The sequence below is a fragment of the Pseudomonas sp. GW823-FHT02E01 genome, assembly GCF_058797535.1.
Map to the genome: position 1 here is coordinate 363,523 of NZ_JBXAJS010000005.1, position 13,312 is coordinate 376,834.

A 13,312-nucleotide genomic window follows, 5' to 3' on the forward strand; every position below is an offset into this window, starting at 1 on the left:
CAAGCGAGCCCGGTCAACGATATCGGCTTAGTTCAGGTGCTCGACACGGATCCGTACAACTGGACCGACCACACCCGCCAAGGCTTCCAAAGCAGCGATGGCGTCGTTGATGCGCTGTTCCACCACACGGTGGGTCAGCAGGATCATCGGCACCAGGCCGTCGTGCTCCTCGGCTTCCTTCTGCATGATCGACTCGATGTTGATGCCGCGCTCCGAAAGGATGCTCGCGACCTGAGCCAATACGCCCGGATGGTCCTTGGCCTGGATGCGCAGGTAGTAGGCGCTTTCGCAGGCTTCGATCGGCAGGATCGGGTGAGCCGACAGCGAATCCGGCTGGAACGCCAGGTGTGGTACGCGGTTTTCCGGGTCGGAAGTCATGGCGCGGACCACGTCCACCAGGTCGGCGATCACCGACGAAGCGGTCGGTTCCATGCCGGCGCCAGCGCCGTAGAACAGGGTCGAACCGGCAGCATCGCCGTTGACCATCACCGCGTTCATCACGCCGTTGACGTTGGCGATCAGGCGATCGGCCGGGATCAGCGTCGGGTGCACGCGCAGTTCGATACCGGCCGCGGTGCTGCGCGCCACGCCCAGGTGCTTGATGCGGTAGCCCAGCGCTTCGGCGTAGTTCACGTCGGCGGTGGTCAGCTTGGTGATGCCTTCGGTGTAAGCCTTGTCGAACTGCAACGGAATACCGAACGCGATGGATGCCAGGATCGTCAGCTTGTGAGCGGCGTCGATACCCTCGACGTCGAAGGTCGGATCGGCTTCGGCGTAACCCAGGGCCTGGGCTTCGGCCAATACGTCTTCGAAGGTGCGACCCTTCTCGCGCATTTCCGTCAGGATGAAGTTGCCGGTGCCGTTGATGATGCCGGCTACCCAGTTGATGCGGTTGGCGGACAGGCCTTCGCGGATCGCCTTGATCACCGGGATGCCACCGGCCACCGCCGCTTCGAACGCAACGATCACGCCCTTCTCGCGGGCCTTGGCGAAAATTTCATTACCGTGAACGGCGATAAGCGCCTTGTTCGCGGTGACCACATGCTTGCCATTCTCGATGGCCTTGAGTACCAGCTCGCGGGCAACGGTGTAGCCGCCCATCAGCTCTATGACGATGTCGATCTCAGGGTTCGTGGCCACTTCGAAGACATCGTTGGTAATCGCAATACCGGTCGTTTGGAACTGAGGCTTTGGCGTGCGCATGGCAATTTGTGCCACTTCGATTCCACGCCCGGCACGACGAGCAATTTCCTCGGCGTTGCGCTGAAGTACGTTGAAGGTACCGCCACCGACGGTTCCTAACCCACAGATGCCTACTTTGACCGGTTTCACTGTGAACTCCCCATAAAACGGCCGACTCGAGGCCGGCCGTGAAAACAACCGCAGACTCGCGGCTCTCTATTGATGGCCCGGCGAATGTCGCTACCGGACCATGATCGTCAAGGCTTGCCGTGACGATGCGAATTTACTTCGCGCCCAGCGCCAGTTTGGCGACTTGTGGCGCAGGCTGGTAGCCCGGAATGACCTGACCGTCGGCCAAAACGATGGCCGGTGTGCCATTCACGCCGATCGACTGGCCGAGGGCGAACTGTTTGGAGACCGGGTTATCGCACTTGGCGGCCTTGATTTCCTTGCCGTCGACCATTTTGTCCATGGCCGCTTTCTTGTCTTTCGAGCACCACACCGCTTGCAGTTGCTCGTCACCCGGCGAGCCCAGGCCCTGACGCGGGAACGCGACGTAACGCACTTCGATGCCGCGCTTGTTCAGCTCAGGCACTTCGGCGTGCAGCTTGTGGCAGTACGGGCAGGTGGTGTCGGTGAAAACGGTGATGTGCGACTTGGTTTCGCCAATGGCCGGGTAGACAACGGTTTCGGCAACCGGGATGGCGTTGATCAGCTTGGAGATGCCCTGGCGCTCGGTCTTCTCGGTCAGGTTGACCGGCTTGCCGTCCTTGAGGTCGAACAGGTAGCCCTGAACCACGTACTGGCCGTCGGCGCTGGCGTACAGCACACGGCTGCCCTTGAGCTTGACTTCATACAGGCCTGGCAACGGGCTGGCGGTGATGGTCTCTACCGGCACTTCGAGCTGGAGGTTTTCCAGGCTTTTACGAATGGCTTTGTCGGCCGCGTCATCGGCGACGGCAAAGGTGCTGACCAACGCAATGGCTGCGGCGGCGAAAATCTGGGTCAGACGCATGAGAACTCCTGAAGACGGACAAATGGGACGATCAGAACGCCCGTGCCGAAACACCGGGTCATAAACGCCCATCGTGCAAACCGGCCCAGCCTATCACATAAGGCCCACATGGCCGAATGCACCTGATGCAAGACATTTGTGGCGACACAATCTCCTGTGGGAGCGGGCTTGCTCGCGAAAGCGTCGTATCAGGCGACATCAATGTTGTATGTGCCGACCTCTTCGCGGGCAAGCCCGCTCCCACAGAAAAGCGGATCTCGGGAAGTTCACCCGCGTGGATGATGCTTGGCGTGCAAATCCTGCAAGCGCGCCCGGGCAACATGGGTGTAGATCTGCGTCGTAGACAAATCGCTGTGCCCCAGCAGCATTTGCACCACCCGCAGGTCTGCACCGTGATTGAGCAGATGCGTGGCGAAGGCATGGCGCAAGGTGTGCGGCGACAGCGACTTGCCGATCCCGGCCACCTTGGCCTGGTGCTTGATCCGGTGCCAGAAGGTCTGACGGGTCATCTGCTCGCCACGCTGACTCGGGAACAACACATCGCTGGGACGCCCGCCGAGCAGTTCGCCACGGCCATCGCGCATGTAGCGCTCGACCCAGACAATTGCCTCTTCACCCATCGGCACCAGACGCTCCTTGCTGCCCTTGCCCATCACACGCAGCACGCCCTGACGTAGATTGACCTGCTCCAGCGTCAGGCTGATCAGCTCTGTCACTCGCAGGCCGCAGGCGTACAGGACTTCAAGCATGGCCCGGTCACGCTGGCCAATGGCTTCGCTCAGGTCCGGCGCTTTCAACAGCGCCTCCACGTCGGCTTCCGACAAGGATTTCGGCAGCGGCCTACCCAGCTGCGGCATGTCGATGCGAAGGGTCGGATCGACGGCGATGAGTTTTTCCCGCAGCAAATAGCGATAGAACCCACGCACACCGGAGAGAAATCGCGCAGTGGAACGAGGCTTGTAGTTTTGTTCCAGACGCCAAGCCAGGTGATCAAGGATCAGTTCGCGGCCAGCGTTGATCAGCTCCAGCCCTTTTTCCTGCAACCAGCCGTTGAACAGCGCCAGGTCACTGCGATAGGCATCGCGGGTGTTGTCGGAAAGACCTTTCTCCAACCACAGGGTATCGAGGAATTGGTCTATCAGCGGGTGATCGATGGCAGGCATGGGTACTCGAATCATGCAGCCTTGAGGCTGCACGCAAAATTAAGATTGGACATGAAAACGGCCGCTAGTCTTTCATAGGCCGCCATTTCAAGGAACAGGGAGCAGCAATGAGCGAGCAGCAGATTTTATTGGCATTTGGCGGGATAGGCGCGGCGGCACTGCTTTGCCAATGGCTGGCCTGGCGCTTGAAATTGCCGGCGATTCTTTTTCTGCTGCTGACCGGCATCCTGGCTGGCCCCGTACTGCACTTGCTCGACCCGCAAGAAATGTTCGGGCCATTGCTGATGCCGCTGGTGTCCTTGGCGGTGGCGCTGATCCTGTTCGAAGGCAGCCTGACCCTGCATCTGTCCGAGTGGCGCGAAATCGGCAGCGTCGTCCATCGCCTGGTCACCATTGGCGCCCTCTCCACCTGGGTGGTCATTGCTGTCGCCACTCACTGGCTGCTGGGGTTCGACTGGTTGCTGGCCATCCTGTTCGGCAGCCTGACCCTGGTGACAGGGCCGACCGTGATCGTACCGATGCTACGCGTCGTGCGCCCGAAAGCGTCGATTGCCAATATCCTGCGCTGGGAAGGCATTGTCATCGACCCCATCGGCGCCCTGCTGGCGGTAGTCGTCTATAGCTTCATCATTGCCAGTGCCGAAGGTAACGGCCTCAAGGAAAGCCTGCTGACCTTCGGCGGCGTGATTTTGTGCGGGAGCCTGTTCGGTATTTTTGGTGGCTGGTTGCTCGGCACCCTGATTCGCCGCCAGTGGCTGCCGGAATACCTGCACAACCTGGCGGCGCTCGCGGCAGTCCTGGGTATTTTCATTGCCTCCAACGAGGTCACCCATGAATCCGGGTTGCTGGCCGTGACACTGATGGGCATGTGGCTGGCCAACATGAAAGGCGTGGATGTACGGCACATCCTGCATTTCAAGGAAAACCTCAGCGTGTTGCTGATCTCCGGCCTGTTCATTCTGCTGGCGGCACGGCTGGACCTGAACGCCATGATCGGTCTCGGGCCTCTGGTGCTGATTTTGCTGCTGGTCATTCAGTTCATCGCCCGCCCTTTGAATGTGCTGCTGAGCACGGCGGGCTCCAGCCTGGGTTGGCGCGAACGGGCGCTGCTGGCGTGGATTGCCCCAAGGGGCATCGTGGCAGCGGCGGTGTCGGCAATCTTCGCCATTCGCTTGCATGAGGCCGGTCACCAGGGAGCGTTGCTGCTGGTGCCGCTCACCTTTGCGGTGATCATCGGCACGGTGGTGTTGCAAAGCGCGACGGCACGACCGCTGGCGCGCCTGCTGAAGGTGGCGGAACCGGCACCGAGCGGCTTTCTGATCATCGGCGCCAACGGACCTGCGCGCACGCTGGGCAAGGCCCTGCAGCAACTGGGCAGTCGCGTACTGTTGACGGATTCGAGCTGGGAAAACATTCGCGCAGCCCGGATGGAAGGCTTGCCGACCTATTTTGGCAACCCGGCCTCGCAACATGCCGATGCGCATCTGGATCTGGTCGGGCTTGGACATTTGCTGGCGTTGTCACCGTCCGGCGAGTTGAACACCCTCGCCGCAATGCGTTTTCGCCATGATTTCGGCCATCAACGGCTGTTCGGACTGGCCAGCGGCCAGGAGAGCCGACGCACCGACAAGCATCGCGCCAGCCATGAACATCGCGGGCGTTTGCTAGGCAATGAGGAGTTAACCTACATCAAGCTGGCCAATCAGCTGCATCAGGGGGGTGAGTTGTACAGCACGAACCTGACCGAGGGCTTTGGCTGGGAGGATTATCAGGCGTTGCATGGCGAGCGTGCGACTCTGCTGTTTGCTCGTGATGACAGTGGCTGGGTGCATGTGGTGACGCCGGACAGTGCGGTCAAGCCTTCAGCAGGGTGGACGTTGTTGGCGTTGATTCAGCCTGAAACCAGCGACGCTACGTAAATTGCATCGTGAGCAAGCTCGCTCCCACAGGGGATCTATGGCGTTCACAGGCATTGTGGTCGCAGAAGATCTACTGTGGGAGCGAGCTTGCTCGCGATGGCCGCAACCCGGTCTCGCGTCAGGCCGCGATCCGGAGAATTCGTTAAACCGCAGGCAACAAAAAAGCAGCCCGCAGGCTGCTTTTTTTGCATCGGAAGCTGGACTTAAGCCAGTTTTTCCTTGATGCGAGCTGCTTTGCCCGACAGGTCGCGCAGGTAGTACAGCTTGGCTTTACGTACGTCACCGCGACGCTTGACAGCCATGCTGTCGATTTGCGGGGAGTAGGTCTGGAAAGTACGCTCTACGCCAACACCGTTGGAGATTTTACGAACGGTGAATGCACTGTTTACGCCGCGGTTACGCTTGGCGATAACAACACCTTCGAACGCTTGCAGACGCGAACGGTCGCCTTCCTTCACTTTCACCTGAACGACAATGGTGTCGCCCGGGGCAAAGGTAGGGATCTCTTTGGTCATCTGCTCTGCTTCGAGTGCAAGGATGATTTTGTTAGTCATGCTGTGCTCCTAAGGTAAATCGTCGGATCTACCATCGATACGTTGTTAACTATCGTCCCGCTCGCGGATGTATTCCTCGAGCAGCTTCTTCTCTTCTCCAGAAAGCGAGCGGCTTTCCAGAAGATCGGCGCGTCGTTCAAAGGTCCGACCAAGGGACTGCTGTAAACGCCAACGCCGGATGTGCGCGTGATTGCCACTTAGCAATACGTCGGGAACACGCTGATCCGCATACACCTCCGGTCGGGTGTAGTGCGGGCAATCCAGCAAACCATCCGTAAAGGAATCTTCCTCTGCGGAGTCCGCATGCCCTAAAGCTCCAGGCAGCAGTCGTGTAACCGCATCGATCAGGACCATCGCCGGCAGCTCGCCGCCAGACAGTACATAGTCGCCAATCGACCACTCTTCATCGACATGAGCATCAATAAAACGCTCGTCAATGCCTTCATAGCGGCCGGCAATCAGGATCAATGCATCCAGATTCGCCAACTCGCGTACCGCCGACTGAGTCAGTTGACGGCCTTGGGGGGACAGGTAAATCACCTTCGCCGCCTCCCCGGCTGCTGCCTTGGCCTGAACCAGAGCATCTTCCAGGGGCTTGATCTTCATCACCATGCCCGGACCACCGCCAAACGGGCGATCGTCCACAGTGTGATGTCGATCCGTCGTGTAGTCTCGCGGATTCCAACAGGTGAGCTGCAAGAGCCCCTGTTTCACCGCCCGACTGGTGATGCCGTACTCGCTGATGGCGGAAAACATCTCGGGAAACAGACTGATCACTTCTACGCGCAAGTTAGCCACGCTTAGAAATCCGCGTCCCAATCCACCTTCATCTCGCCCGCGACCAGGTCGACGGCCAACACGCATTGCTCCGTATAGGGCAACAGGCGTTCGCGATCATCCAGGCTGCCAGCGCAAGGCTTGACCACCATGACATCGTTCGAGCCGGTCTCCAGCAGGTGATCGATTTTTCCGAACAATTGTCCGTGCGTATCGATGACCTTGAGACCTTCCAGCTGGTACCAGTAGTACTCGCCGTCGGTCAGTTCAGGGAACAGGTTGCGCGGCACGCAGATCTCATAACCGGCCAGAAGACGAGCTTCTTCGCGATCATCGAGACCCTTGAGCTTTGCGACCAGGAACTTGTCATTCCCGCGTCCGCTGACCAGCTCTACCTGCTTTACATTACCGTCACGCTTGAGCGTCCAGGTTTTGTAGTCCAGCAGGTTTTTAATCGGATCAGTAAAGGAGTACACCTTCACTTCGCCGCGAACGCCGTGAACAGAATAAATCTTGCCGATAACGATCAAATCATCAGCAATGGCTGGCGTCGCGTTCATATTGCTCAGGCCGCAGCCTTAGCAGATTCCTTCAACAACTGAGCAACGCGCTCAGAAGGTTGTGCACCAACGCTCAGCCAGTAGGCTACGCGCTCTTGGTTCACGGACAGACGAACTTCCTGACCACGGGCAACAGGGTTGAAGTAGCCAACCTGTTCCTTGTGCGAACCGTCGCGCGGGTTGCGGCTGTCGGTTACGGTCAAGTGGTAAAACGGGCGCTTTTTGGAGCCGCCAAGGGCAAGACGGATTGTTAGCATGTGAACATCGTTCCTGTAGTCGGTGCTGCAAATCTAAAGGCACAGCGGGCATGGGTGCCCGAAAGGCCGCATATTCTAAGGAATATCCGGACTTTTGCAAATGACTTTTTCCGGCGGTCTATCGGCCGCCATGCAGATTTGCTATAGAGCCGTCGTTGAAAACGGCCGGTCAGCTCCCGCCAAGTGCGGGTTTGCTGGAGATCCCGCTTCCTTGCGGGTCTGCGCCGGTGCGATGACCGGCGCGGATTCTTCTGTCCAGTCTCGCCAATAATGCTCATATTTTGGCGAGTGACTGTGGACCTCAGGCAAGGCGCCGCGACGAGTCATAGCTGGCTATGGCGAGGAGCGGCAACGCAGCATGAGGTCCACAGGCGCCGCCAAAATTGAGCAGTATTGGCGTGACTGGACACTAAATCTTTGGCATGCCGCCGCCGGGCAACATTCCGCCCATGCCGCGCATCATCTTGGCCATTCCGCCTTTTGCAGAGAACTTCTTCATCATCTTCTGCATCTGCTTGTGCTGCTTGATCAAGCGGCCGATGTCCTGCACCTGGGTGCCGGAACCCATGGCGATCCGGCGCTTGCGCGAACCACTGATCATCTCAGGGTCGCGGCGCTCGGCCGGGGTCATGGAGTTGATGATGGCTTCCATCTGCTTGAATTGCTTCTCTGCCGCACCCTGGGCGTTGCCCATTTGCGCCAGGTTCACGCCACCCATGTTCGGCAGCTTGTCCATGAGCCCGCCGAGGCCGCCCATGTTCTTCATCTGTTGCAGCTGATCGCGGAAGTCTTCGAGGTCGAAGCCCTTGCCCTTCTTCAGCTTCTTGGCCAGTTTGTCGGCCTTGTCCTTGTCGAGGGTCGCTTCCGCCTGCTCGATCAGACTGAGCACGTCGCCCATGCCGAGGATGCGCGAGGCGATACGCTCAGGATGGAACGGATCGAGCGCTTCGCTCTTCTCGCCCATACCGATGAACTTGATCGGCTTGCCGGTGATGGCGCGCACCGACAGTGCGGCACCGCCACGGGCGTCACCGTCGACCTTGGTCAGGATCACACCGGTCAGCGGCAATGCATCGCCGAAGGCCTTGGCCGTGTTGGCGGCGTCCTGGCCGGTCATGGCGTCGACCACGAACAGGGTTTCGACCGGGTTGATCGCGGCGTGCAGGGCCTTGATCTCGCCCATCATCTCTTCATCGATGTGCAGGCGACCGGCGGTATCGACGATGACCACGTCGATGAATTTGAGTTTGGCTTCCTTAATAGCCGCTTGCGCGATCGCGACCGGCTTCTGGCTCAGGTCGGACGGGAAGAAGGTAACGCCGACTTCACCGGCGAGCATTTCCAGCTGTTTGATCGCCGCTGGACGATAAACGTCGGCGGACACGACCATGACCGACTTCTTCTTGCGCTCTTTAAGGAAGCGCGCGAGCTTGCCGGCGGTGGTGGTTTTACCAGCGCCCTGCAAACCTGCCATGAGGATGACCGCTGGCGGCACTGCGCTCAGGTTCAAATCTTCGTTGGCCGCGCCCATCAGGCTTTCGAGTTCGGCCTGGACGATCTTCACGAAGGCCTGGCCCGGCGTCAGGCTGCGTGACACCTCGGTGCCGACGGCGCGTTCCTTGACCGAATTGACGAAGTCCTTGACCACCGGCAGGGCGACGTCGGCTTCGAGCAACGCCATGCGCACTTCACGCAGGGTGTCTTTGATGTTGTCTTCAGTCAGCTTGGCCTTGCCGGTGACATGGCGCAGCGTCTGCGAGAGACGGTCGGTTAAGTTTTCAAACATTGCGCGATCCTTTCAGGCCCTGTGTAGACCGGGATAATGGCGGCCCGGACCGGACTAAACGTGTGCTCGGCGAGCCTGCGGCGTGGGCAGGTCGCGGATTATAGCGAAGACTGCGGCCGGCGGACACCTCGCCGTCGGGTTGCGCGGTCTTTCGTGTGGCGGGGGTTCTATGCCAAACTCAGCGACTTTCGGGCTTGCCTAACAGGATTTATGCTCCCCTTGTCACCCAGCTTGCTAACTACTCTCGCCGCCGCCTGCTTGTACGCCGCTGCGACCATTTACCAGGGCACTCGCCTGGCGTCCGGCGCCAAGGTCAACAAACGCCTGCTGGTCATGCTCGGCGTGCTCGCCGTATTGGCCCACAGCGCCAGCCTGCTCACCCACCTGCTGACCCCGACCGGCCTGGCCCTGGACTTCTTCAGTGCCGCCAGCCTGATAGCCGTGGCGGTCATCGCACTGACCCTGCTGGCCTGCTCGCGGATTCCGGTGGAGAACCTGCTGGTCCTGCTGCTCCCGCTTGGGGCCTTGACCGTGTTGCTGGCGCATTTTGCTCCCGCCGGCACGGTACAGGTCATCGTTGAGGAGCCGGGCATCCTCGCCCACATCCTGCTTTCGATCCTGGCCTACGGCATGTTCACCATCGCGGTGTTCCAGTCTTTGTTGCTGCTGATTCAAGACCATCAGCTCAAGCACAAGCACCCATCCGGGCTGATCAAGAACTTCCCGCCACTGCAAACCATGGAAAGCCTGCTGTTCGGTTTCCTCTGGGCCGGCTGGACGCTGTTGTCGCTATCGCTGATTTCCGGCTGGCTGTTCGTCGAGAACCTGTTCGCCCAGCATCTGGTGCACAAAACACTGCTGGCCTGCCTGGCCTGGGTCGTTTTCAGCGTGCTGCTGTGGGGACGCAATCGCCTTGGCTGGCGCGGGCACAAAGCCATTCGCTGGACCCTGGCCGGTTTTTGCCTGTTGATGCTGGCGTATTTCGGCAGCAAGCTGGTTCGTGAATACATCCTGCATATCTGACGGGCGGCATTAATGGACGACTTGCCCATAGGGCCGATGCTCGCGGTATTGACCCTGCTGGTTTTATGGTCAGGGCTGTTTACCGCCATCGAAGCGGCGCACCAGCATTTGCTGGCCCAGCGCACCGCAACGCGTTCCAGCGACAAACCGGTAGCGAAACTCAGCTTCCCACTGGCCAGCCTGATTTTTTGCAACACCCTCTGCCGTGCACTCGTGGTGGTCATCAGCACCTTGCTGGCCTTGTTCACCTGGGCCGAGAACGGCCCGTGGGTCGCCTGCCTCGGAGCGGGCGCCATGTTGCTGGTGTTTTCCGACTATTTGCCACGCGCCCTCGCCACCCGCTATCCGGATGCGATCCTGGCCCAGGGCAACAACCTGCTGCGGTTGCCGCTGAAAGTCATCTATCCCGCGGCATGGCTGCTCAACAGCATCAGTCAGCTGCTGACGCGCCCATTCGCCCGTAAAGCCAAAGTGGTGCAACAAAGCGAGGACGAAACGCTGACGGAGCGGCATGCGCCCTCCGAAACCGCAAGCCGCCCCCACCCGCTGCCAGGCATCCACGCGCTGGACAACATTACCGTCAATGACATCCTGGTACCGCGTAGCGACGTGGACGGCATCAATCTCGATGACTCCATCGAGGAAATCATCGAACAACTGCGCCACAATAAGCGCACGCGCCTGCCGGTGTTCCACAGTGATATCAACCAGGTCGAAGCCGTCCTCAACACCCGACACATCCTTCACTTGCTGCCCGATGCGAGCCTGACCAGGGAAGCGTTGCTGGCAGCCAGCCACGAGCCGTACTTCGTGCCGGAAAGTACCCCGTTGCAACTGCAACTGCTCAACTTTCACAAGCAGCAGCGGCGCCTGGGCATGGTGGTCGACGAATACGGCGAAGTGCTGGGCATCGTCACCCTGGAAGACATTCTCGAAGAAATCGTCGGCGAGTTCGAAAGCCAGCAGAGCCTGGACAACCCACACATTCATCCGCAAGCCGACGGACGCCTGGTGATCGACGGTGCCGCGTCCATTCGCGAGCTGAACAAGAGCCTCGGCTGGCACCTGCCCAGCGATGGCCCGAAAACCCTGAACGGTCTGGTCACCGAGGCCCTGGAAACCATTCCCGAAAGCGCGGTGTGCCTGAAGATCGGTCGGTATCGCCTGGAAATTCTCGAGACCGAGGAAAACCGTGTCACGCGAGTGCTGATCTGGCAGACCAGCCCGATGCCTGTCGTTATCTAAAACCCGACACAAATCCTTGTGGCGAGGGGGCTTGCCCCCGTTGCGCTGCGAAGCAGTGCTAAACCATGCAACTACTTTTCATCTGGTACACCGTGGCTGCCGACTTTACGACTGCTTCGCAGCCGAACGGGGCGGTGCGGCGTTCCGACAAGCCCCCTCGCCACAATGTCCTCGCAAGCCCTCTTGTTCGATCGTTAGCCACCTTCCTATAATCGAAACGCTTACCCAAGCCTCGCCGGCCCCGTGCTTACCCCGCACTTCGCTGTATCCGGCCTGTCCACCAGCAAAGTCCGCAACAAACCGACGACTGTTCCTACCTTGAACAGCGACCGTGCCTCCGCCCACATCCCTGGGTTCTCGACCATAATAATTCGCTCCACTGGAGCACATGACTGTCAGGGATAACCGCATGACGACCAGCACGACTTACAGCGACTCCACACCTGCGCAACCGACGAACTCCGCCACCCGCGTGGCCACCGCAAGCTTCATCGGTACCGCCATCGAGTTCTACGACTTCTACGTCTATGCCACCGCCGCCGCGCTAGTGATCGGCCCGGTGTTCTTTCCGCAGACATCCGGCACCGCCCAGATGCTTTCGGCTTTTCTCACGTTCGGCATCGCCTTCCTTGCACGCCCCTTGGGTTCGGCCCTTTTCGGTCACTTCGGCGACCGTATCGGCCGCAAGTCGACCCTGGTCGCCTCGCTGCTGCTGATGGGCGTGTGCACCACGCTGATCGGCGTGCTGCCGGGATACGACAGCATTGGCGCCTGGGCACCGATCCTGCTTTGCGTCCTGCGCTTCGGCCAGGGCCTTGGATTGGGCGGCGAATGGGGCGGCGCGGCATTGCTGGCCACGGAGAACGCGCCGAAAGGCAAGCGCGCGTGGTTCGGCATGTTCCCGCAGCTGGGTCCATCCATCGGCTTTCTGGCGGCCAACGGGCTGTTCCTGACCCTGGCCGTGGTGCTGGATGACGAACAGTTCCGCTCATGGGGCTGGCGTATTCCGTTCCTGCTCAGCGCCGCACTGGTGATGGTCGGCCTGTACGTTCGTCTCAAGCTGCATGAGACCCCGGTATTCGCCAACGCCATGGCGCGCCAGGAACGAGTGAAGATCCCGCTGTTCGAGCTGTTCGGCCAATACTGGGTACCCGTCTTGCTGGGCGCCGGCGCGATGGTCGTGTGCTACGCGCTGTTTTACATCTCCACCGTGTTTTCCCTGAGTTACGGCGTGGCAACGCTCGGCTACAGCCGCGAAACCTTCCTCGGCCTGTTGTGCTTCGCGGTGTTGTTCATGGCTGCCGCAACCCCGCTGTCGGCCTGGGCCAGCGACCGTTATGGTCGCAAACCGGTGCTGATCATCGGCGGTGTGCTGGCGATCCTGTCCGGCTTCCTCATGGAACCGCTGTTGACCCAAGGCTCGACCTGGGGCGTGGCGTTGTTCCTGTGCATCGAACTGTTTCTGATGGGTGTGACATTTGCGCCTATGGGGGCGTTGCTGCCGGAGCTGTTCCCCACCCACGTGCGCTACACCGGCGCCTCGGCGGCCTACAACCTGGGCGGTATCGTCGGTGCTTCCGCGGCCCCGTTCTTCGCCCAGAAACTGGTGGCAATGGGCGGGTTGAGTTATGTCGGCGGTTATGTGTCCGCGGCGGCGGTGCTGAGTTTGATCGCGGTGCTGTGCCTGAAGGAAACGCGGCATAACGATTTGAATCAGATCGCCTGACAGATTGCTTTCGCGGGCAAGCCCGCTCCCACAGGTTTTTTGTCGAACCACTATTTTGTGATCGACACTGATCCTGTGGGAGCGTGGCTTGCCCGCGATGGCGTC

General features: G+C 60.0%; 12 protein-coding genes. 4 read left to right on the top strand and 8 right to left on the bottom strand.

From position 1 onward, the window contains the following. Positions 1 to 27: 27 nt before the first annotated feature. From AC1RDQ_RS14685 to xerD, 3 genes are all read right to left on the bottom strand, one after another. Complete coding sequence (locus AC1RDQ_RS14685; RefSeq protein ID WP_057713417.1) at positions 28 to 1,332, bottom strand: homoserine dehydrogenase; 1,305 nt, start codon at positions 1,330 to 1,332, stop codon at positions 28 to 30. 133 nt (positions 1,333 to 1,465) lie between these two features. Next, positions 1,466 to 2,197, bottom strand: a complete 732-nt coding sequence (dsbC, locus tag AC1RDQ_RS14690; RefSeq protein WP_057713416.1) for a bifunctional protein-disulfide isomerase/oxidoreductase DsbC — start codon at positions 2,195 to 2,197, stop codon at positions 1,466 to 1,468. Between the two features lie 266 nt (positions 2,198 to 2,463). Continuing rightward, positions 2,464 to 3,360, bottom strand: coding sequence for a site-specific tyrosine recombinase XerD (gene xerD, locus AC1RDQ_RS14695; protein ID WP_492587595.1), 897 nt, complete (start codon positions 3,358 to 3,360; stop codon positions 2,464 to 2,466). 107 nt (positions 3,361 to 3,467) lie between these two features. Between xerD and AC1RDQ_RS14700 the strand changes: the two genes are divergently transcribed. Beyond that, positions 3,468 to 5,279 (top strand): cation:proton antiporter, encoded by a 1,812-nt coding sequence (locus tag AC1RDQ_RS14700; protein WP_057713415.1) that lies wholly within the window; start codon positions 3,468 to 3,470, stop codon positions 5,277 to 5,279. A 203-nt stretch (positions 5,280 to 5,482) separates the two neighbouring features. On the opposite strand, the gene rplS is transcribed toward AC1RDQ_RS14700, so the two are convergent. The 5 genes from rplS to ffh all read right to left on the bottom strand — a co-directional run bounded on the left by rplS (position 5,483) and on the right by ffh (position 9,213). Continuing rightward, positions 5,483 to 5,833 (bottom strand): 50S ribosomal protein L19, encoded by a 351-nt coding sequence (rplS, locus tag AC1RDQ_RS14705; protein ID WP_003175895.1) that lies wholly within the window; start codon positions 5,831 to 5,833, stop codon positions 5,483 to 5,485. Between the two features lie 45 nt (positions 5,834 to 5,878). Next, positions 5,879 to 6,631, bottom strand: a complete 753-nt coding sequence (gene trmD, locus AC1RDQ_RS14710; RefSeq protein ID WP_007897583.1) for a tRNA (guanosine(37)-N1)-methyltransferase TrmD — start codon at positions 6,629 to 6,631, stop codon at positions 5,879 to 5,881. A 2-nt stretch (positions 6,632 to 6,633) separates the two neighbouring features. After that, on the bottom strand, positions 6,634 to 7,170 hold the full coding sequence (gene rimM / locus AC1RDQ_RS14715) for a ribosome maturation factor RimM (RefSeq protein WP_340312984.1): 537 nt from the start codon (positions 7,168 to 7,170) through the stop codon (positions 6,634 to 6,636). Positions 7,171 to 7,175: 5 nt separating this feature from the next. Further along, complete coding sequence (gene rpsP / locus AC1RDQ_RS14720; RefSeq protein WP_007972721.1) at positions 7,176 to 7,427, bottom strand: 30S ribosomal protein S16; 252 nt, start codon at positions 7,425 to 7,427, stop codon at positions 7,176 to 7,178. Positions 7,428 to 7,836: 409 nt separating this feature from the next. Then, positions 7,837 to 9,213 (bottom strand): signal recognition particle protein, encoded by a 1,377-nt coding sequence (gene ffh, locus AC1RDQ_RS14725; protein ID WP_057713413.1) that lies wholly within the window; start codon positions 9,211 to 9,213, stop codon positions 7,837 to 7,839. Positions 9,214 to 9,423: 210 nt separating this feature from the next. Here ffh and AC1RDQ_RS14730 point away from each other — a divergent pair, with 210 nt between their 5' ends. The 3 genes from AC1RDQ_RS14730 (at position 9,424) to AC1RDQ_RS14740 (ending at position 13,207) form a co-directional block, all read left to right on the top strand. After that, on the top strand, positions 9,424 to 10,236 hold the full coding sequence (locus AC1RDQ_RS14730; protein WP_154860474.1) for a cytochrome C assembly family protein: 813 nt from the start codon (positions 9,424 to 9,426) through the stop codon (positions 10,234 to 10,236). A gap of 12 nt (positions 10,237 to 10,248) precedes the next feature. Further along, a complete protein-coding gene (locus tag AC1RDQ_RS14735; RefSeq protein ID WP_492587597.1) occupies positions 10,249 to 11,481 on the top strand; it encodes a transporter associated domain-containing protein in 1,233 nt (410 codons plus the stop codon). A gap of 409 nt (positions 11,482 to 11,890) precedes the next feature. Then, positions 11,891 to 13,207 (top strand): MFS transporter, encoded by a 1,317-nt coding sequence (locus AC1RDQ_RS14740; protein ID WP_223501943.1) that lies wholly within the window; start codon positions 11,891 to 11,893, stop codon positions 13,205 to 13,207. Positions 13,208 to 13,312: the final 105 nt, after the last annotated feature.